This window comes from Streptomyces sp. NPDC001832 (assembly GCF_040297265.1).
Taxonomy (GTDB): domain Bacteria; phylum Actinomycetota; class Actinomycetes; order Streptomycetales; family Streptomycetaceae; genus Streptomyces.
Genome location: NZ_JBEOYU010000054.1, coordinates 17,336 through 36,843 on the forward strand (window position 1 = coordinate 17,336; position 19,508 = coordinate 36,843).

17 protein-coding genes are annotated in these 19,508 nt (G+C 68.6%); 5 read left to right on the forward strand and 12 right to left on the reverse strand.

Features of this window, described 5'->3' with window-relative positions; all coding sequences use genetic code 11:
- Window positions 1–164 precede the first annotated feature (164 nt).
- The 3 genes from ABT115_RS27855 to ABT115_RS27865 all read left to right on the forward strand — a co-directional run bounded on the left by ABT115_RS27855 (window position 165) and on the right by ABT115_RS27865 (window position 5,593).
- Window positions 165–3,839, forward strand: a complete 3,675-nt coding sequence (locus tag ABT115_RS27855; RefSeq protein WP_351795325.1) for a S8 family peptidase — start codon at window positions 165–167, stop codon at window positions 3,837–3,839.
- A complete protein-coding gene (locus ABT115_RS27860; RefSeq protein WP_351795327.1) occupies window positions 3,839–4,474 on the forward strand; it encodes a hypothetical protein in 636 nt (211 codons plus the stop codon). Before ABT115_RS27855 ends, ABT115_RS27860 begins: the two co-directional genes overlap by 1 nt.
- A gap of 129 nt (window positions 4,475–4,603) precedes the next feature.
- Window positions 4,604–5,593 carry a helix-turn-helix domain-containing protein gene (locus ABT115_RS27865; protein ID WP_351795330.1) on the forward strand — a complete coding sequence of 330 codons (990 nt, stop codon included), beginning with the start codon at window positions 4,604–4,606 and terminating at the stop codon, window positions 5,591–5,593.
- A 91-nt stretch (window positions 5,594–5,684) separates the two neighbouring features.
- Here ABT115_RS27865 and ABT115_RS27870 read toward each other — a convergent pair whose 3' ends face one another.
- The 6 genes from ABT115_RS27870 to ABT115_RS27895 form a co-directional block, all read right to left on the reverse strand.
- Entirely contained in the window at window positions 5,685–6,275 is a 591-nt protein-coding gene (locus ABT115_RS27870; protein ID WP_351795332.1) for a hypothetical protein, read from the reverse strand.
- Window positions 6,276–6,289: 14 nt separating this feature from the next.
- A complete protein-coding gene (locus ABT115_RS27875; RefSeq protein WP_351795335.1) occupies window positions 6,290–7,453 on the reverse strand; it encodes an ROK family glucokinase in 1,164 nt (387 codons plus the stop codon).
- Window positions 7,454–7,584: 131 nt separating this feature from the next.
- A complete protein-coding gene (locus ABT115_RS27880) occupies window positions 7,585–8,445 on the reverse strand; it encodes an ATP-binding cassette domain-containing protein (RefSeq protein ID WP_351795339.1) in 861 nt (286 codons plus the stop codon).
- The gene (locus ABT115_RS27885) at window positions 8,442–9,494 is read right to left on the reverse strand and encodes an ABC transporter permease (RefSeq protein ID WP_351795342.1); all 1,053 of its coding nucleotides are present in this window, start codon (window positions 9,492–9,494) and stop codon (window positions 8,442–8,444) included. Before ABT115_RS27885 ends, ABT115_RS27880 begins: the two co-directional genes overlap by 4 nt.
- Window positions 9,491–10,504 carry a sugar ABC transporter substrate-binding protein gene (locus ABT115_RS27890; RefSeq protein ID WP_502969175.1) on the reverse strand — a complete coding sequence of 338 codons (1,014 nt, stop codon included), beginning with the start codon at window positions 10,502–10,504 and terminating at the stop codon, window positions 9,491–9,493. The genes ABT115_RS27885 and ABT115_RS27890 overlap by 4 nt, the downstream gene beginning before the upstream one ends.
- Window positions 10,505–10,765: 261 nt before the next feature.
- Window positions 10,766–11,524, reverse strand: a complete 759-nt coding sequence (locus tag ABT115_RS27895; protein WP_351795346.1) for a GntR family transcriptional regulator — start codon at window positions 11,522–11,524, stop codon at window positions 10,766–10,768.
- 136 nt (window positions 11,525–11,660) lie between these two features.
- On the opposite strand from ABT115_RS27895, the gene ABT115_RS27900 reads away from it, so the two are divergent.
- On the forward strand, window positions 11,661–12,698 hold the full coding sequence (locus ABT115_RS27900) for a Gfo/Idh/MocA family protein (RefSeq protein WP_351795348.1): 1,038 nt from the start codon (window positions 11,661–11,663) through the stop codon (window positions 12,696–12,698).
- Window positions 12,699–12,739: 41 nt separating this feature from the next.
- Here the strand turns inward: ABT115_RS27900 and ABT115_RS27905 are convergent, their stop codons facing one another.
- From ABT115_RS27905 to allB, 6 genes are all read right to left on the reverse strand, one after another.
- Complete coding sequence (locus ABT115_RS27905) at window positions 12,740–13,159, reverse strand: PaaI family thioesterase (protein ID WP_351795351.1); 420 nt, start codon at window positions 13,157–13,159, stop codon at window positions 12,740–12,742.
- Between the two features lie 16 nt (window positions 13,160–13,175).
- Window positions 13,176–14,366, reverse strand: a complete 1,191-nt coding sequence (locus tag ABT115_RS27910) for a cytochrome P450 family protein (RefSeq protein ID WP_351795353.1) — start codon at window positions 14,364–14,366, stop codon at window positions 13,176–13,178.
- A 202-nt stretch (window positions 14,367–14,568) separates the two neighbouring features.
- On the reverse strand, window positions 14,569–15,192 hold the full coding sequence (locus tag ABT115_RS27920) for a dihydrofolate reductase family protein (protein ID WP_351795356.1): 624 nt from the start codon (window positions 15,190–15,192) through the stop codon (window positions 14,569–14,571).
- A 125-nt stretch (window positions 15,193–15,317) separates the two neighbouring features.
- On the reverse strand, window positions 15,318–15,647 hold the full coding sequence (locus tag ABT115_RS27925) for a putative quinol monooxygenase (RefSeq protein WP_351795358.1): 330 nt from the start codon (window positions 15,645–15,647) through the stop codon (window positions 15,318–15,320).
- 174 nt (window positions 15,648–15,821) lie between these two features.
- Window positions 15,822–16,937, reverse strand: a complete 1,116-nt coding sequence (gene alc / locus ABT115_RS27930; RefSeq protein ID WP_351795361.1) for an allantoicase — start codon at window positions 16,935–16,937, stop codon at window positions 15,822–15,824.
- A gap of 2 nt (window positions 16,938–16,939) precedes the next feature.
- The gene (gene allB / locus ABT115_RS27935; protein ID WP_351795363.1) at window positions 16,940–18,283 is read right to left on the reverse strand and encodes an allantoinase AllB; all 1,344 of its coding nucleotides are present in this window, start codon (window positions 18,281–18,283) and stop codon (window positions 16,940–16,942) included.
- 368 nt (window positions 18,284–18,651) lie between these two features.
- Here allB and ABT115_RS27940 point away from each other — a divergent pair, with 368 nt between their 5' ends.
- On the forward strand, window positions 18,652–19,452 hold the full coding sequence (locus ABT115_RS27940; protein ID WP_351795365.1) for an IclR family transcriptional regulator: 801 nt from the start codon (window positions 18,652–18,654) through the stop codon (window positions 19,450–19,452).
- The last annotated feature ends 56 nt before the right edge of the window (window positions 19,453–19,508 follow it).

Here is a 19,508-nt window from a genome sequence, read left to right on the forward strand (position 1 = left end):
GAGATCCGCCACTGCCAATCAGTTGCCTCGGTCCGCGCAGGGTCCGAAAGTATCTGCCGAATGCACCAAGTACTTCTTTCTCGCGAAGAGCAGGAGAAGCTCATGCATCCACCACGCCATTCTCATGGCGAACACGAAACAACGGCAGCTCAGGAGGCCTCGCGATGAGGCGTCTCAGACGACGGTTGGTCACCGCGGCCGTCGGCATGACCGTCCTTGGGACGGTCATGTCGAGCACCGCGGCGAACGCCTCCAACCCGACTCCGGCTCCGTCTTCCCTTACTTCCCTCGACCTGCCGGCTTCGGTCGGAGACAGCCTTCTCAAGGCCGCTGCCGGAAATCGGGCGAACCTGTCGCTGACGCTGGTGACCGGCGACAAGGTGCAGATCGGCATCACCGAGGACCGGAAGCCGGTCGTCCGTGAGATCGTGCCCGCGACGCGGCCCGGAAACGAGTCGGTTCTCTTTCACACCGTCACCAGAAACGACCAGGTCTACGTCGTACCGGAAGACGCGTTGTCGCTGCTCCGTGCCGACGTGCTGGACTGGGAGCTCTTCAACCTCGCCAAGCTGGCCGATTGGACGACCGCGGGCAGGACCGGTCAGGTCCCGGTAATCGCCACGTACACCGGCAAGACCAGTGCCCGGACGGTGACGCCCCCCACCGGTACGACCGCCAAGACCGTGCTACCGAGCATCAACGGCCGCTCGATGACCATCAAGGGCAACGGCCAGTGGTGGCAAGAGGTACGGAAGAAGAACACCGGCAAGTCCGCCGCCTCCCTGGCGACCGGCCCGCTGGCCAGGGTGAAGAAGGTGTGGCTGGACGAGCTGACGAAGCTGCAGCTCGAGCAGTCCGTGCCGCAGATCGGCGCGCCCGCCGCCTGGGAGCGCGGCTACGACGGTTCGAACGTGAAGGTTGCGGTGCTGGACAGTGGCATCGATGCCACCCACCCGGATCTCGCCGACCGGATCACCGAGGCGGTTGACTTCACCGACAGCCCGAAGGGTCCGGTGGACGAACACGGACACGGTACCCATGTGGCGTCCACGATCGCCGGTACCGGGCAGGCCTCCGACGGGCTGCGCCGCGGTGTGGCGCCCGGTACGAAGCTCGCCATCGGCAGAGTCTGCGGTTCGGACGGCTCGTGCGCCGGCTCCGCGGTCATCGCCGGCATGGAGTGGGCCGCCAAGTCCGGTGCCGACGTGGTGAACATGAGCCTCGGCGGCGCGCCCTCCGACGGAAAGGACCCGCTGAGCACATCGGTCAACAGTCTCAGCCGCACCTACGGCACCTTGTTCGTCATCGCCGCGGGCAACGCCGGCCCGAACTCCGAGACGGTCGGGTCGCCAGGTGCCGCCGACGAGGCGCTGACCGTCGCGGCCGTGGACAAGAGCGACCGGATGGCCCCCTTCTCCAGCCGCGGACCCCGCGTCGGGGACGGCGCGGCCAAGCCGGACATCGCGGCGCCGGGCGTCGCCATCGTCGCGGCCCGCGCCAAGGGCACCGGGATGGGCAAGCCCGTGGACGATTACTACACGTCCGCCAACGGCACTTCCATGGCTACGCCCCATATGGCCGGTGCCGCGGCGATCATCGCCCAGCAGCACCCGGACTTCACCGGGCGGCAGATCAAGTCGCTGCTGATGGCGACCTCCAAGGACCTCGGGCACGACCTGTTCGCGCAGGGAGCCGGCCGGGTGGACGTGGCCCGCGCAATCGATCCGAAGATCATCCCCGACGCCAACCTGAACTTCGGCCGAGCCGAATACCCGCACTCGCCGGTGTCCAGGACGGTCACCTACACCAACGTGACCGACGAGCCGATCACTCTTACGCTCTCCGCCTCGGCTTCCTCCTCGGGCAAGCCCGCACCGGAGGGGCTCTTCACCCTCAGCGCCGACCAGGTCACCGTGCCCGCCAAGGGCTCGGCCGATGTGACGGTGACCATGGACGGCAGGGTGGTGGACAGTTCCGGGCAGTACGGCGCATACGCCGGCGTCCTGACCGCCCAGGACAGTGCGGGGACACTGCTCGGATCATCGCGGATCTCGAGCTATGTGGAGCCGATCCGCCACGACCTGACCATCAAGGTCATTCCTCCGGCCGGAGCCACCGATGTCTCGTACGGCAGCGCGCTGATCGTCCCGGTCGACGAGGACAAGCTGAACCTGTACGAAAAGCCGCTGACGGTACCGGGCGGCGAGACGATCAAGGCACGGGTCTTCTCCGGTACTGTCACGGCAGCCCTCGGGGTGACGTGGCGGGACTCGGCCGGCGAGCTGCACAAGGCCGCACCGATGGTGCCGGAGGCGGAGGTCAACGGGGCAACCACGGTGGAGCTGGACCTTCGGAAGGTCAAGCCCATCCGTGTGAACACCCCGGAGCGGACCGAGACATACACGGCACTCTTCAAGACCCAGCGCAGCTCCGTGGACGGAGACTGGGGGATCACGGCGTCGTTGGCCACCGAATACGGTCCCGGTGAGCCGCACTGGTGGGCACTGCCGACCACCGGTGAGGTCAGCCTCGGCACGCTCGACTTCTTCAGCCGGCATGTCCTGGTACCGCCATCAGTGACGATGAAGGTCACGGGGAACGGCGACTCCTTCGACCTGGACGCCCGCTATGCGACACCGGACACCACCATAAACGGCGGAAACCAGAAGTGGACGAAGGACGGGAAGCCCGTAACCACCCTCGTGCGGTCGACGATTCCCCGACTGCCCGCCAACGGGCAGAAGCCCGTCGTCTACGCGGGCACCGGCTCGGCCGAGGAACTCGCCAAGGTCGATGCCAAAGGTGCGCTGGTGCTGCTGAAGCCGACCGACATCTGCAAGACGACCTGCGACTTCAACAAACTGCGCGAGCGAGTGACGGCGGCTGCCGCCGCGGGTGCGGTCGGGGTGCTGGTGACCGGTGAAACCGAGCGGGTCGCCCTGCTGAAGTACGAGTCGTTCCGGCAGTACAAGTGCGAGAACGGCCCTGACACTTGCCCGCCGGTCGACCCGTACGCGGCGCTGCCGATCGTGACCGTACCCCCGGCCCAGGCCGCCACGCTGATCCAGCGGATCGAGGGCGGAGCGAAGTCCGGCATCCGGATCGAACTCGGTGGCAGTCGCGAAGTGTCCAAGGCCTACGCTCTGGCCTTCGACTCCCCCGGTCGGGTTCCCGGCAACCTGCCGTACCAGGTCCAGTCCCGGGATCTCGACCGCGTCGATCACCGTCTGCACGCCGACAAGCCTGGCGCGATTCCCCACTTCAGCTGGAACCGGATGACCAAGTCCGGCCCGGTGACAGAGGAAAGCATGCTGCCCAAGCCGGACAGTCAGCGGCAGTTCACCACGTTGGTCGGGCCGCGGAACGACAACGCGATCGACCGCTTCGAGATGTCCGCCAGGGACTATCTCGCGCCGTCCGTGGCAAGTCCGTCGGGCCCGGCCGAAACTCAGGACCTGGCGCTCGGCAAGAAGAACACCATCGAGTGGAACGAGGGTCCGTCCCTTCCCGGCGCGGCACCCCAGGTCCGCACCAAGTCGGGCTTCACCGCCGACACCGGCCTGCCGTGCGCCGGCTGCCGGGAGGGCGACCGCTTCTGGCCCACCCTGTACCAGACCAGCGGCGGGGGCGGTCGCCAGGCGATGATAGGCATGCTCAACGACACGGGTATCGCCCATTTGATCTACGGGATCCAGCCCTGTGAGCCCCCCGCCTGCAAGGTGGGCCTCTTCGACGACGCCGGCCACGAACTCCAGCAAAAGCTCAACCCGGTCGAGTTCGCCTTCCAGCTCGGCGAGCCCGGCAACGCGTCGGACCTGATGTCGAGGAGCGGGCGGTGATGACCGAAGTGGGAAAGGAGACTGCTCCGATGAACGCGGCCGAGCCATCGAGGTGGCGCCGGAAGGTGAACCTGGCGGCGTCGGCAGCCGTAGCGATGCTCGCGCTGGTGGGGTGCAAGGCCGATGTCATCTCGTACGACCTGCCTGCGGAATCGGCCCGCTACACGTTCCAGGCGGAGACCAACGGGGTCAAGACCGCGTGGGAGTACACGTCCGACCGGCCGACCAAGTCCGACACGCCGACGTCACAGCCGTGCATCGCGGACGTCGTTGTCAAGGATCCCGGTGCGTGCCGTCCGGAGCCGTTGATCTTCCTGCGGTACGACCTGGGCCTTGGTCTGGACAACACCGCCAAGGCCAACGGGCTGCACCCCATCACCGTCACCGGCTACTACCAGGATCGGCTCAGCACGCCACCGACCGTGACCGATCTGCGGGCGGAGGCCAGCTTCGACGGTGGCAAGACCTGGAAGTCGGTGAGCACCAAGGCCGACGGGAAGAACGCCTTCACCGCGCGCATCGAGCACCCGGAGCGTGACAAGGCTCCCGAAGGAGTCGCACTGCGGATCACCGCGACCGACAGTGCGGGGAACAAGGTCAAGCAGACCATTCCCCAGGCGTACCGACTGCGCTGAGTGAACCGGTCCGGAGGGGCCACGGCCGGGGCGATACGTGAGGTTCGCCTCGGCCGTGCCCCGCGTTTTCGGCGAAGCCGTCGCCGCATGCGGACGGGGCAGCGCCCGACGGACAGACAAAGAGGCATCATGCTGTCAGACGTGCTGGGACTTACCCCCGAAGAGGCAGACACCTACCGCATTCTGGTCTCGGTGGCCTCCGCCACGCCCACCGGACTTGCCGAACTCATCGGCTGCGACATCCGTCAGGTGGTGGGCATCCTCGGCAGGCTCGAAGACCAGGGGCTCGTCGCGCGCAGCCTCGGCGACACCACTCGGTTCGCCGCCGCCCCGCCGGCGGCGGCGCTGCGGGCGCCCCTGAGCCAGCGACAGAACGAGCTCAATCTGGCGAAACTCGAACTCGACTCCCTCGACGAAATCTACCGCGCGGCCACTCTCGGGCGCGGCGCAGCGGAGGTCGTCGACGTGATCCACGGCCCCGAGGCCATCCGCGAGCGCCTCGGACACATACAACTCGGCGCACGCAAAGAGATCATGAACTTCGTCAAGGCGCCGTTCTTTTCGTCCGGCAACATGACCGACGACGCGGTCATCGAGCGGGGTGTCCGTTACCGCGTGATAGTCGAACGCGCGATGCTCGACGGGGGAGCTCCGTCGTTCGACGACATCATCCAGGCGCGGGCTACTGGGGAGGTGGTCCGGATCGCCGACTCGGTGCCACTGAAACTCTTCATCGTGGACGGCGAGTTGGCCATTGTTCCACTCCTCGGTTCCACCAATGCCGCAAAGGCGGGAGCTCTGCTCGTGCACAAGTGCAGCCTGCTCGACGCGCTGATTGCACTGTTCGAGTCCGAATGGGAGAAAGCAACGCAGTTCATCACCTCTGCGGGTGCCGTGCAGAACGCGCCCGCCATCGATGACATGGGGACACAGATCCTCACCCTGTTGTTGGCCGGCCTCACCGACCAAGCCATCGCCACCCAACTGCGCACCTCTGTGCGGACGGTGCAGCGCCGGATCCGGCTCTTGATGGACACCGCGAAAGTGCACAATCGCATGCAGCTGGGCTTCCATACGGCACGGCTGGGCTGGCTCGAAGCCGAGCACGACGGCAGGTGAAGGACAGCGAACCCGCGAGAGCCGCCGTGGACATCCCCAGCGCGATCCCACGACCGGACCGGCCAGAGTACGGCGGTCCGTCGGCTTCCGGTCAGGGGGTCGCCGCGGATACGACATAGACGACAGGGTTCATCGGGTCGGTCATGTTCACGGTGATGTCCTGGGTGGGCCGCGGGTCCTCGTTGGTGTGTGTGGTGCCCGCCCACTCGACGCCGGGGCCGAAGCTCCAGCCCGAGACCTCCTGGTCGCGCTCGCTGATGCTGACCTTGCCGGTCTCCAGAGCGGCGCGGCCGCTGCCCAGCCGGCTCAGGAACCTGTCGAGCCCGGCGGACGTAGTGCGGAACTCCACGTACAACCGGCTGGCCTTCCAGTTGTTGGTCTCGTAGTACTGCACGTCCAGGGCGTTACCGGGTATCGGCAGCTCGTAGATCCGGCGCTGCACCCGGGACGGCCAGCCCTCCCTGAGCCCCTGCGCGGAGGCCTCGGCCTCCTTGTTCTGGCCGGAGCGGCGGCTCTGCTCGGCGGAGATCAGCAGATAGCCGGCCGGAATGCCGATGAGCAGCACGATGATCGTCGCCGTGACCAGGCGGCGGCGGATCATCTGGCGCCGGTCCCGCGGCGGCTTGTCGTCGTCAGGTGGAGAGGACTGGCGCGGCAGGACGGGGTGTTCGGCTGCGGTCATTTCTATGGAGATCCCTAGGAGGTGCGGGTGTTGCGCGTGATACGGATGGTGCTCGCGGCCTGGTCGTAGATCTGCGCGTACCGCTCGTACCGCTCGACGCGGCGACGGTTGGTACGACGGAATCTGCGGGCCACCAACCGGGCCAGGTCGGCGGCGCCGACCATACCTGCCTCCGGGCCGAGCTGCGCCTTTACGATCCGGGCCTCGGGACGGTAGCCACGACCGGTGAGGTGGCGTTTGAAGGCGTCCCTGGCGGGGCCGATCAGCAGGTCCTCCGCGGCGCTGACTCCGCCTCCGATGACGAAGCAGGAGGGGTCGAGCGCGGCAGCCAGATTGGCGATGCCTACGCCGAGCCACTGGCCGATGTCCTCAAGGAGCTCGACGCACATCGCATCGCCCTCACGGGCCAGCTCGGTGATCAGGGGCCCGGTGATGTCGGGGATGTTCCCCTTGACCCGCTCGATGATGCCGTGCGCCACCGGGGAGTCGGCCGCGGCCAGCTCCTTGGCCTCGCGGACCAGGGCGTTGCCGGAGCTGTACTGCTCCCAGCAGCCGCGGTTCCCGCAGGGACAGCGGTGCCCGCCGGGCACCACCTGCATGTGGCCGAACTCACCGGCGACGCCGTACTTGCCGCGCTTGACCTGACCGTCCTCCAGGATCGCGCCGCCGATACCAGTACCGAGCGTGATCATGACGAGGTGGTCCTCGCCACGGCCCGCTCCGAAGCGCCACTCCGCCCAGGCGGCGGTGTTGGCGTCGTTGTCGACCATGACAGGGACGACGAGGCGAGAGGCAAGGGCGTCGCGCAGCGGTTCGTCGCGCCAGGCGAGGTGCGGGGCGAAAAGCACCTTGGAGCGGTCCGCGTCGACCCAGCCGGCCGCCCCGATGCCGACGGCGTGCACATCGTGCCGGTCGGAGAGGTCCAGGACCAGCTCGACGATGGTGTCCTCGACGACCTTGGGGCTCTTGGACTTGTCCGGCGTCTCGGTGCGCAACTGCTCCAGGATGTTGCCGTCGGCGTCGACGACGCCGGCCATCACCTTCGTACCCCCGATGTCGATGCCCACGGTGGGGACCCGCGGCGCCGTGAGGTGCGAGCGCCGCTCCCGGTTGCCCACGGTCCGCAGGACGGTGGCGCGGGCGGAGCCGCGGTGTGCGAAGTCGCGGTACGTGCTCATCGTTCCTGCGGGGTCTGGGGGGCCGGAGGCGGTGCTCCCGGCGGCGGACTGCGCCCGTCTGGCTCGATTCTGCCACTGCCGGGCACCGCGGCCGGCGGACCGGGTTCCTGAAGGCCGGTATCGACCCGGGGCTACCGGGGGTCATCGGCGGCCGGGTGGCCACCCAGATGAGTCGGACCCGGGGCCCGCTCCAGCTCGTGGCTGAGCTCCTCCAGCTCGCTGCCGCCCGCCATCTGGCGGGTCAGCTCGTCCAGAGTAATGCTCGCCTTGATGTGGCTGCCGGACATGGCGCCCCGCTTCAGCAGGACGAACCGGTCACCGACGAGATACGCGTGGTGCGGGTTGTGCGTGATGAGGACCACGCCGAGACCCGCGTCGCGCGCGGCCGCGACGTACTTGAGGACGACCCCGGACTGCTTGACGCCGAGCGCGGCGGTGGGCTCGTCCAGGACGAGGACCTTGGCGCCGAAGTAGACGGCCCGCGCGATGGCGACGCACTGCCGCTCGCCGCCGGAGAGCGTGCCGATCGGCTGGTCGACGTCGCGCAGGTCGATGCCCATGCGCAGCAGTTCGGAGCGGGTCGTCTCGCGCATCAGCCGCACGTCGAGGCGCTGGAAGGGGCCCACACCGGTGGTCGGCTCGGAGCCGAGGAAGAAGTTCCGCCAGACCGGCATCAGGGGGACGACGGCCAGGTCCTGGTAGACCGTGGCGATGCCGCGGTCCAGGGCGTCGCGCGGGTTGACGAGCGTGATCTCCTCGCCCTCGATGAGGAAGGTCCCCGAGTCATGCCGGTGCAGTCCCGCGATGATCTTGATCAGGGTGGACTTGCCGGCGCCGTTGTCACCGAGGACGCAGGAGATCTCCCCCGCGCGCACCTCCAGCGAGACGTCCGTCAGGGCCTTGATGTTGCCGTAGAACTTGCTGACGTGATCCAGCTCGACGAGCGCCCGGTGGGACGTCTCCCGGTCGGCCGGTGCCTGGGGGGCCGTCATTTCGTCGCCTCCGCGCGCTTACGTACCCATGCGTTGAGCAGGGTGGCCATGAGCAGCATGGCTCCGAGGAAGAACTTGAACCAGTCCGGGTTCCACTCCGCGTACACGATGCCCTTGCTGGTCATGCCGAAGATGAAGGCACCGACCGCGGAGCCGATCGCGGAGCCGTAGCCGCCGGTGATCAGACAGCCGCCGATGACGGCCGCGATGATGTAGATCAGCTCGTTGCCGACGCCCTCACCGGACTGCACCACGTCGAACGAGAACAGCAGATGCTGCCCGGAGACCCAGGCGGCGAAGGCGACCCCGAGGTAGAGCCCGATCTTGGTACGGACCACTGGGACGCCGACCGCACGGGCCGCGTCGGCCTCGCCGCCCACCGCGTATATCCAGTTGCCGAAGCGGGTGCGGAGCAGGATCCAGGTGGCGATCGCGACGAGCACCGCCCACCACAGAATGGTGACCTTGAACTCGACGCCGCCGATGGTCCACTGCGAGGCGAAGATCTGACGGGCCGAGTCGAAGCCCTCCATGTCACTGATGGACTTCGTCGACACGGTCCCGCTGATCAGCTTGGTGAAGCCCAGATTGAGGCCGGTCAGCATCAGGAACGTACCGAGCGTGATGATGAAGCTCGGCAGTTCGGTACGGGTCAGCATGAAGCCGTTGAACGCCCCGATGGCCAGCGTGACCAGCAGCGACACAAAGACGCCGACCCAGACGTTGGCCGTCATCTGATAGCTGAACATCGACGAGATCAGCGCGGAGGTGGTGACCAGCACGCCGGCGGAGAGATCGAACTCGCCGCCGATCATCAGCAGCGCCACGGGCGCAGCCATGATCCCGATGGTGGAGGCCGCGTACAGGACCGTGCCGAAGCTGGAGGCGCGCAGGAAGCTTTCGGCGGCGATCGAGAAGAAGATGAAGACGGCTGCGGCACCGACCACCGAGCCCAGCTCGGGGCGGCCGAGCAGTTTGCGCAGCGGTGAGGTGCGCAGCAGCCGCTCGTCGCCCCTGGGCGGGGCGGATGGCCCTGCGACCGTGCTCATCGGGTCCCCCGATTCGTGTATTCCGCAAGCTCGGCGGCGTCCTTCGAGGTGATGATCTGCGGGCCGGTGAGGACCGGGCGGCCACCGCCGAGCGCATTCCCGTTGAACCGGTACAGCCAGAGCAGGTCCACGGCCTCGTACCCCTGGAGGTAGGGCTGCTGGTCGACCGCGAAGCCGAGGGTCTTGTCCTGGATGGCCGTGGCGACCTTGGCGTTCAGGTCGAAGGTGTCGATCTCGGCCTTGCTGCCCGCGGTCTTCTTCGCCTTGACGGCGGCGTCCGCGAAGGGCGCCCCGAGGGTGACGACCGCGTCGATGTTCTTGTCGGACTGCAGCTTGGCCTCGATGGACGCCTGGACGTCGGGCATGTTGGTGCCTTCGACGTACAGGTTCTGCATCTGCCCGTCGAACGTCTTCTTCGCTCCGGCGCAGCGCTGCTCGTGGCCTACGTTGCCCTGCTCGTGCAGGATGCACAGGGCCTTCTTGCGGCCCCGCGCGTTGAGCTCGTCACCGACGGCCTCACCGGCGATCGACTCGTCCTGGCCGACATGGGTGAGCGCGCCGAACTGCTTGGACTCGGCGGAGCCCGAGTTCACCGTGATCACCGGGATACCGGCCTTGGTGGCCTTGGCGAGGACGTCCTTCATCGCGTCGGGCTTGGCGAGTGTGACGATCAGCCCGTCGACCTTCTGGTCGATGGCGGTCTGGACGAGCTGGGCCTGCTGCTGCGCCTCGTCGCTGTGCGAGTACAGGAACTTGATGTTGTCCTTGACGGCCGCCTGCTCGGCGCCCCGCTGGACGATGTCCCAGAAGGTGTCGCCGTCGCCGGAGTGGGTGACCATGGCGAAGGTCCAGCGGGGCGTGTCCACCGCGGACCGGCCTTCGGCGGCGGCCCGGGCCTCGCGCTCCTCCGCCTGCTTGCCGCCGGTGCTGCTGCATCCCACGAGGGAGGCCCCGAGCACCAGCGCAAGCACGGCGCCCATCGCACGTACCCCTGTCCGAACCCTTGCCACGACGCCGTGCCCTTCTTGTGCTGCTCGCTGTGCTGCTTGGTGGGGCCGGGGACGGATCACCCGCTGCCCGGCTGGCCAAGTATCCCCGAGCCGCCGACGGAGCCGCCCGGCAGGGGCGGGGCACGTTCTGGTGATCAGGGTTGCTGCCTTGCGAGAGGTACGCATGGTGGGTCCGCCTTCTCTCCCGGCCACCGCCCGAGTGCGGCTGGGGGAGTTTTAGCGGTGGGCGTGCGAGACGTCAACGGGGCCGCGTGGCCGTCGTCACCGTACGAGCAGCTGGAAATCGAAGGAGTAGCGCGAAGCCCGGTAGATGTGGGAGCCGAACTCGACCGCCCGCCCGGTGTCGTCGAAGGTGGTGCGCTCCATCGTCAGCAGCGCGGCCCCCTCGGCCTCGGCGAGTCCGGCTGCCTCGGCGGCGGTGGCGAGCCGGGCGCCGACGGTCTGGCGGGCGCTGTGCAGGGTGATGCCCGCGCTGCGCATCATCCGGTAGAGGCCGGTGGTTTCCAGCCGTGCGGTGTCCAGATCGATGAGCCCGAGGGGCAGGTGGTTGCGCAGGAGTGCCAGCGGCTCGTCGTGCGCGTACCGCAGCCGCTCGACGAGGTGTACGTCGGTGCCCTCCGCGACTCCGAGCGCGTCGGCGACCGAGGCGTCGGCGGGCTGGACGGTGTTGCGCAGGACGCGGGTCGTGGGGTGCCCGCCCGCGGCCTCCAGGTCGTCGTAGAGGCTGCTCAGTTCGAGCGGGCGCCTGACCCTGCTGTGCACGACCTGGGTACCGACGCCGCGGCGACGGACCATCAGCCCCTTGTCGACCAGTGACTGGATGGCCTGGCGAACGGTGGGCCGGGACAGGCCGAGCCGGGCCGCGAGTTCGATCTCGTTGCCGAGGAGGCTACCGGGGGCGAGCCGGCCCTGCTCGATGGCCGCTTCCAGCTGCTGGGCGAGCTGGTAGTACAGGGGAATCGGACTGGAGCGGTCCACGTCGAGTTCAAGTGCGGCGGGGTCGGTGGTGGGTTTGGGCACGCGTGGAGGGTAACCCCCACATCAGAACCTCCGGTAGTCAGGTCGTTCTGTTGTCCGGACAGCATGAATACCGAACATCCGCAATTTGTCAGGACATATAGTTGACAGCGCAGCTGGTGGGCGGCACGTTGGGTCCATGCGTATCGGACTCATCGGCACCGGCCGGATCGGTTCCTTCCATGCGGGTGTGCTGGCCCGCCATCCCGAGGTGGACACCCTGGTGGTGACGGACACCGACCGGGCGCGGGCGGCCGAGGTCGCGGACCGCATCGGCGCAACGGCCGCGGCCGGCGCCGCCGAGGTGTTCGGCGCGGGGGTGGACGCCGTGGTGATCGCCTCGGCCACTTCGGCGCACGCGGAACTGATCGGGCAGGCCGCGCAGGCGGGGCTGCCCGCGTTCTGCGAGAAGCCGATCGCGCTGGACTTGCCGGGGACACTGAGCGCACTGTGCGCGGTCGACCGGGCAGGGAGCGTCCTCCAACTGGGCTTCATGCGCAGATTCGACGCGGGGTACACGGCGGCGCGCGCCGCCGTGCGGGCAGGGAAGCTGGGCAGGCTGCACACCGTCCGGGCAATGACCATGGACCCCGCACCGCCGCCCGCCGCGTATCTGCCGCTCTCCGGGGGGCTGTACCGGGACTGTCTGGTCCATGACTTCGACATGCTGCGGTGGGTGACGGGCCGTGAGGTGACCGAGGTGTACGCCACCGGATCGGATGCCGGGCCCGGAATCTTCCGGGCGGCCGGCGACGTCGACACAGCGGCGGCCCTGCTGACCCTCGACGACGGCACCCTGGCCACAGCGACGGCCACCCGCTGCAACGGCGCCGGTTACGACGTACGGATGGAACTGGCGGGTGAGCTGGACCAGATCACGGTCGGTCTGGACGACCGTACTCCGGTCACCTCGGCGGAGCCGCGGGGCCCCGCCGCACCGCTCAGCCCCTGGCCGGGCTTCCTGGAGAGGTTCGCCCCGGCGTACGAGGCGGAGCTGAACGCGTTCGTACAGGTGGTACGGGGCGAACTGCCCAATCCGTGCGACGGGCGGGAAGGCTGGTACGCGCTGCTGGTCGCGGAGGCGTGCGAGGTGTCCCGCCGGCAGCGGCGCCCCGTGGAGATCGCGGAGATCGCCGACGAAGCAGCCACCCGGTCCGACGCTCGCGCCGCAGGATGAACTCTGCCGCTGCCCGGCCGCCGGGGCGCGGTCAAGGCATGTCAGGACGGTGTGGCGGACAGTACGGTCCCCTGGGCGACCGCGCAGAGCGTCTTCGTCCCACCCTCCCCCGCGGCGAACAGCTCGCAGCGGACCACGGCCTGGCGACGGCCGGAGTGCACGACATCGGCGTGGGCGATGAGCGTACGGCCGGTGGCGGGTCGTATGTACTGAATGGAGAATCCGCCGGTCAGCACGGCCGGGCCGAGGGTCGTCCCGGCGGCGAAAGTGATCGAGTTGTCGGCGGCGTAGGCCAGGACTCCGCCGTGCAGAAAGCCGTTCTGCTGCTGGAGATCCTGACGGATGTCCACTTCGAGTGTGGCCGCGCCCTCACCGAAGGCCGTAATCCGCGCCCCGACGAGCCCGCTGAACGGCTGGCTGTCGAGGACCTTCTGAGCCATCTGCAAATCAATTCCGGTCATGACAGAGCTTCTTACCTCACCAGCGGACGGGCAGCTCGCGCACCCCACGGATCAGCATCCCCGGGAGCCAGTCCGGCTCCCCGTCGTCCGCGTCCAGCGCGAGCCCGGGGCACCGCTCCAGCAGCGTACGGATCGCGATCCGGCCCTCGATCCGGGCCAGCGGCGCACCCAGGCAGAAGTGCACCCCGTGCCCGAAGGCCAGATGCCCCTGGGTGTCGCGGCGGATGTCGAAGCGGTCCGGTTCCGGGTAGCGGCCGGGGTCGCGGTCGGCGCCCGCCAGGGAGATCAGAACCGGCTCGCCTGCCGGAATGACCTTCTGCCCGATCTCGACCGGTTCGCGGGGGAAGCGGAACGTGGCGGTCTCCACCGGTCCGTCGTACCGCAGCATCTCCTCGACCGCACCGTCGATCAGGCCGATGTCGGCGCGGAGTGCGGCCAGTTGGTCCGGGTGGCGGAGCAACGCCCGTACCCCGTTGGAGATCAGGTTGACCGTGGTCTCATGGCCGGCGACGAGCAGCAGGAAGGCCATGCCCACGAGCTCGTCGGGCGACAGCCCGTCCCCCTCCTCGTCGCGTGCCCTGACAAGCGCGCTCATCAGGTCGTCACCGGGTGAGCACCGCTTGTCCTCGATGAGTTCGGCGAGGTAGGCACCCATGGCGGCCACCGCCTCGCCCTCCTGGCCCGGCGTGGTCGGGGTGACGACCCCGTTCGACAGTTTGCGGAAGGTGTTCCGGTCCAGGTCCGGCACACCGATCAGTTCGCAGATGACGGTCATCGGCAGCGGAAAGGCGAGGGCGTCCACAAGATCGGCGCGCCCGGCGGGCACCATCGCATCGAGGAGTTCATCGGTGATCTGCTGGACGCGCGGGCGCAGGGCCTCGACCCTGCGTGCGGTGAACTCCCTGGTGACGAGCTTGCGCAGCCGGGTGTGATGGGGTGCGTCCAGCTCCAGCATGTTGGCGAAGATCGGGTCGTTCCCCTCGGGCCGGTCCACCAGCCCCCGCCACTCCTTGCCGAACCGCTGGTCGGCGAGAGCCGCCCGGCCCTCGTCGTATCCCACCACGAGCCAGACCCGCTCGAATTCGTCGGTACGGATGGTGTGCACGGGACCTGTGGCGCGCAGCTTCTCGTAGTACGGATAGGGATTCGCGGTGAAGTCCTTGACCCCGCGCAGATCGACGTCGATGTGGCTACTGGCATCGGACATGGGATCGCCCCTCCCGGTCTGATCGGCTCGACCGCATGCGATCGACTGGTTCAGCCTATGCCGCCGGGCCCGCTCCGTCGTCGTCGAGCAGGCCCGCGTCGTACACCAACAGCGGTATCTGGACACGGTTGTTGAAATCGAATGCGGCCAATTTCCGGGACACCTGCGTCTTCACGGTCGCCACGCTTGGACAGACTCGATCTCACCCGTCGAGGGCGAAGGACCCGAATTGTGCGCGGCCGGTGGGCCGGTAGGTGTGGACCGAGATGCCGTTGGGGGTCGTGCGCACCTCGGTCTGCTCGAAGGCCGTCGGCAGCCCGCCTTCCGGGAAGAGCCGACGGCCCCGGCCGAGCACGACCGGGTAGACAAGCAGGTTGTACTCGTCGATGAGGTCGTGCGCCATGAGGGACCGGGCCAGGGCGCCACTGCCGTGGATCTGGAGTTCGCCGCCCTCCGTCCGCCCCTTGATCCTGGCGACCTCCTCGACGATGTCGGTGGAGATGACGGTCGTGTTCTGCCAGTCCGCTTTCTCCAGGGTGGTCGAGACGACGTATTTGGGGTACCGGTTGAGACGGTCGGCGACCGGGTCTTCGGAGTCGGTTACCTTGGGCCAGTGGGCGGCGAAGATGTCGTAAGTACGGCGGCCCAGCAGAAATGCGGCGGAGCGGTCGAAGACCTCGGCCATGAACTGCCCCATGCCCTCGTCCGCGAACGGCACGAGCCAGCCGCCGTACTCGAACCCGCCACTGGTGTCCTCATCGGGGCCGCCCGGGGCCTGCATGACGCCGTCCAGGGAGAGAAATGTGGTGAGAGTCAGCTTCGCCATGGTCCTTCTCCTAAGGGCTGTCCCGTAGTCCGGAAATCGATCGCTTCCACCTACTGTCCCCACTCTCGCCCGGACTCATCGGTCCAGCCGGCAGAAACCCCGATCGCGGGCGCATTGGCGTCCGATCACCGGGATCGCGGCGTGAGCTCCGCCATCCGGGACCAGCCCTCGCCCGGCACCTCGACGTTGATGATCTCCGGAGTCTCGGCGATGAGATCCGCCATCGTGTCCATCGCCGCCGCGAAGTGCTGCGACTGCACATGGGCCACCCCGGCCTCGGGGGAGGCGAAGGCCTCCAGCAGGATGAACTGATCCGGGTTCTCGACGCTGTACGACCACTCGAAGAACACATTGCCGGGCTCCTTCCGGGTGGCGAGGGTGAAGTCCTCGACGGCCGGAAGCCAGTTGTCGCGGTCGGCACTGTGGACGGTGAATTTGACGGCGATGAAGATCATGCCCCCTAGGGTCCCATATGCCCTGGACGCGGACTGATCGGGCACACCCGGATGGCACCGGACGGGCCGAATTCCGGCGCTCTGGTCAACCGAACACCCTAAGGGCTGTCCCGTAATCCCCGGCGGGCGCGCGACGACAGCTGCGGCACCTCACCGGGGATTACGGGACAGCCCTTAACCACCGAGCTCGCGGTGGCGCTCGGCCATTCGCGTGGCGCCCTCCTCCGTCGGCGAGCCGAACACCCGCAGCCGGGAGATGCCGCCGTCGGGGAAGATGTCGATCCGGATGTGCGTGGCCCGCACCACCTCCGGCAGGACGAAGCGGTGGTTCGTGTCGGGCTGCAGCCGGGTCCGGGGCAGCACCTCGGTCCAGTCGCCGCTCTCCCCGTCACGGGTGGAAAGGCTTGCCCAGCCTGCCGAGTTGCCCTTCAGATACGCGGTGTCGATCTCGACGGCACGGATATCCGCCTGCTCGACGAGCCGGTAGCGGATCCAGTCGTTGCCCTTGTCGCGTCGGCGGCGGGTCTCCCAGCCGTCGTCCATCTTGCGGGACCTGCCCGGCTGGATGGTGTTGGTGGCCGGGGAGTAGAAGCGGTTGGAGGCGTCCTCGACCGTGCCGCCGTTCTCCAGGGCGACCAGATCGAAGGTGCCGAGGGCGGCCAGCCAGGCGGGGTCGGGGGCCACCTCGCCGTACACCCGGAGCCGGGCGATCCCGCCGTCGGGGTGCTGATTGACCCGCAGATGAGTGACGCGCTGCTCGGCCGCGACGGCGAAGCCATTGGCCGCATGTCCGCCAACGGACGTACGCGGTACGAGCGTTGTCCAATCCACCCCGGGCGCGAGGAGTTCCTCGGGCGACGGGGAGCCGGGGACGCAGGCCGCCTCGACGGAGACCGCCTGCGGGTAGTTGCCACGGAAGTGGGCGGTGTCGACGACGACGCCGCGTACGACTCCGGGCGCGCCGAGCCGTACGAGTGCCCAGTCGTGGTCCTCGTCCGTGGGGTGCGGTCGACCGGCGCTCGTGCCGCGACGGCGGCGGGTCTCCCAGCCGTCCATGGTCTTGCCCTTGTGCCCGAAGCGCTCGGGGTCGAACTCTGCGGGCTCCGGCTTCAGCAGATTCTCGCGCTCGGCGAAGAACTCGTCGTTGGCGGCGATCACTCCCGCGCCAAGCCGCCGGTCGGCGAGGTCGACGAGGCCGGTGAAGGGGAAGTCGGCGGTGCGGTAGTCGGCATACGGGTCGCCGCCGCCGTAAGGGTTCGCGTCGCCGGTGAAGCGGGCTGTCGCCGTCATGGTCAGCGGTTCCTTTCGAGGAGGCGTCCGGTGGGTTCGGCGACGATGCCGTCCGCGGCGATCCGTACGCCGCGCAACCAGGTCGATCTCACGACGCCGCACAGGGTCCTGCCGGCGTAGGCGGTGACCTGGTTGCGATGGAAGAGTTCGGCGGGGTCGACAGTGAAGGTCTCATCCGGGGCGAGGACGGCGAAGTCGGCGTCGCGGCCGGCCTCGATGGCGCCCTTGCGGGTGAGTCCGGCCAGTTCGGCGGGGGCGGCCGACATCCAGCGGACGACGTCGTCGAGCGAGTGGCCGCGCTTGCGGGCCTCGGTCCAGATGGCGGGGAGACCCAACTGGAGGGAGGAGATGCCGCCCCAGGCCGAGGCGAAGTCCGGCGTCTTGAGCTCGCTGGTGCACGGCGAGTGGTCGGAGACGATGCAGTCGATCGTCCCGTCGGCCAGCCCGTCCCACAGCACCTCCTGGTTGGCAGCCTCCCGGATCGGCGGGCAGCACTTGAACTCCGTCGCACCGTCCGGGATTTCCTCGGCGGTGAGAGTGAGGAAGTGCGGACAGGACTCGACGGTGACCCTGACGCCCTCGCGCTTGGCGGCGGCGATCACCGGCAGGGCGTCGCTGGAGGAGAGGTGCAGCACGTGAACCCGGGCGTTCAGCCGCCTGGCGTGCTCAATGAGCCCCTCGATCGCGGTGTTCTCGGCGTCACGGGGCCGGGAGGCGAGGAAGTCGGCATACGCGGCCCCGCTGCGCTGCGGTGCGGAGGCCAGATGGCGCGGGTCCTCGGCGTGCACGATCAGCAGCCCGCCGAAGCCGGCGATCTCAGCCATGGACCTGGCCAGTTGCTCCTGGTCGAGCTCCGGGAACTCGTCGACGCCGGAGGGCGAGAGGAAGCACTTGAAGCCGAACACCCCGGCCTCGTACAGCGGGCGCAGGTCCTTCACGTTGGACGGGATCGCTCCGCCCCAGAATCCGGTGTCGATGTGCGCCTTGGGGGCGGCCGCCTGCTGCTTGGCCCGCAGATGGCCGACGGTGGTGGTCGGCGGGAGGGAGTTGAGCGGCATGTCGAGCAGGGTGGTGATGCCGCCCGCCGCCGCGGCGCGGGTGGCGGTCGAGAAGCCTTCCCACTCGCTGCGGCCGGGGTCGTTCACATGGACATGGGTGTCGACGAGTCCCGGCAGCAGGATGTCGTCACCGAAGTCCTCCGACCCGGCACCGGCCGGCACCTCGGTGTCGTACGGCAGGACGGCGTCGATTCGCCCGTCTGCGACGGCGACCGCTGCGGGGCGCGTTCCGTCCGGGGTGACGACACGCGTCGAGCGCAGTACCAGATTCGCGTCCGCACCGGACACTCGTGCTCCTCGCTTCGGACTTTCGACCGCCGACGGATTCAACGAACTGTTGAAGGAGTCTTCTCTCGGGATTCGAACCCGTCAAGACCCCCAGCTTCCTCGTCGGACGGCCGGTGGGCCACCCGCACTCGCCATTGGAGATTTCCATCAAGCAAAAGAACATTTTCGAAATTCGGAACATAACATGAGGCCGGTGCGGAGCCGCAGAGCCGCCCTGCCGACTGCGAACACCGGGACGAACAGGCCCTGACCGGCCAGGACGCCGTCCCCGGAGCAGTGGGCCGACCAGAAACCGCCCGGTAGGCTGCTTGATGCCTCGCCGGGCGGGGCACCCGCTCCTCCGCCTCCGCCTCGAAAGGACCATTGACGTGCCGCCGTCCCCCGACAGCACATCCGACTCCAAGCCCGCCGCTTCCAGCGGTGGTGTGCAGTCCCTTGAGCGCGCCTTCGATCTGCTGGAGCGGATGGCGGATGCCGGGGGCGAGGTCGGGCTGAGCGAACTCTCCGCGAGCAGCGGACTCCCGCTGCCGACTATTCACCGCCTGATGCGCACGCTGGTGCTCTGCGGATATGTGCGCCAGCAGCCGAACCGGCGCTATGCGCTCGGCCCGCGTCTGATCCGGCTCGGCGAGTCCGCGTCCCGGCTGCTGGGCACCTGGGCCCGCCCGTATCTCGCGCGCCTGGTCGAGGAGACCGGCGAGACGGCGAACATGGCGCTGCTCGACGGCGACGAGGTCGTGTACGTGGCGCAGGTGCCGTCCAAGCACTCGATGCGCATGTTCACCGAGGTGGGCCGCCGGGTGCTCCCCCACTCCACGGGGGTCGGCAAAGCACTGCTGGCGCACACGCCCCCGGAGGAGGTACGGGCACTGCTCGCCCGTACCGGAATGCCGGCCGCCACCGAGAAGACGATCACCACCCCGGACGGCTTCCTCGACGCACTGGAGCAGGTCCGCAGGGCCGGCTACGCGGTCGACGACAACGAGCAGGAGATCGGGGTGCGCTGCCTGGCGGTCTCGGTACCCAACTCCCCTACCTCGGCCGCGATTTCGATCTCCGGCCCCACGGGCCGGCTGACGGACGCGGCGACGGAGCGGATCGTGCCGATTCTGCAACAGGCCGCACAGGAGCTCTCCGACGCACTGGCCAGCAGCGGTTCCACCGGCTGAGATGTGCGGGAGGGGTGGGCGAATGAGATGTGCGGGAGGGGTGGGCGAGGCCCACC

What these genes read in the sequence shown, in the direction of transcription:
- ABT115_RS27920 (WP_351795356.1), bottom strand. Translation starts at nt 15,192, where the DNA reads ATGGCGAAGCTGACTCTCACCACATTTCTCTCCCTGGACGGCGTCATG.
- alc (WP_351795361.1), bottom strand. Translation starts at nt 16,937, where the DNA reads ATGACGGCGACAGCCCGCTTCACCGGCGACGCGAACCCTTACGGCGGC.
- ABT115_RS27865 (WP_351795330.1), top strand. Translation starts at nt 4,604, where the DNA reads ATGCTGTCAGACGTGCTGGGACTTACCCCCGAAGAGGCAGACACCTAC.
- ABT115_RS27910 (WP_351795353.1), bottom strand. Translation starts at nt 14,366, where the DNA reads ATGTCCGATGCCAGTAGCCACATCGACGTCGATCTGCGCGGGGTCAAG.
- ABT115_RS27880 (WP_351795339.1), bottom strand. Translation starts at nt 8,445, where the DNA reads ATGACGGCCCCCCAGGCACCGGCCGACCGGGAGACGTCCCACCGGGCG.
- ABT115_RS27900 (WP_351795348.1), top strand. Translation starts at nt 11,661, where the DNA reads ATGCGTATCGGACTCATCGGCACCGGCCGGATCGGTTCCTTCCATGCG.
- ABT115_RS27855 (WP_351795325.1), top strand. Translation starts at nt 165, where the DNA reads ATGAGGCGTCTCAGACGACGGTTGGTCACCGCGGCCGTCGGCATGACC.
- ABT115_RS27885 (WP_351795342.1), bottom strand. Translation starts at nt 9,494, where the DNA reads ATGAGCACGGTCGCAGGGCCATCCGCCCCGCCCAGGGGCGACGAGCGG.
- ABT115_RS27905 (WP_351795351.1), bottom strand. Translation starts at nt 13,159, where the DNA reads ATGACCGGAATTGATTTGCAGATGGCTCAGAAGGTCCTCGACAGCCAG.
- ABT115_RS27875 (WP_351795335.1), bottom strand. Translation starts at nt 7,453, where the DNA reads ATGAGCACGTACCGCGACTTCGCACACCGCGGCTCCGCCCGCGCCACC.
- ABT115_RS27870 (WP_351795332.1), bottom strand. Translation starts at nt 6,275, where the DNA reads ATGACCGCAGCCGAACACCCCGTCCTGCCGCGCCAGTCCTCTCCACCT.
- ABT115_RS27860 (WP_351795327.1), top strand. Translation starts at nt 3,839, where the DNA reads ATGACCGAAGTGGGAAAGGAGACTGCTCCGATGAACGCGGCCGAGCCA.
- ABT115_RS27925 (WP_351795358.1), bottom strand. Translation starts at nt 15,647, where the DNA reads ATGATCTTCATCGCCGTCAAATTCACCGTCCACAGTGCCGACCGCGAC.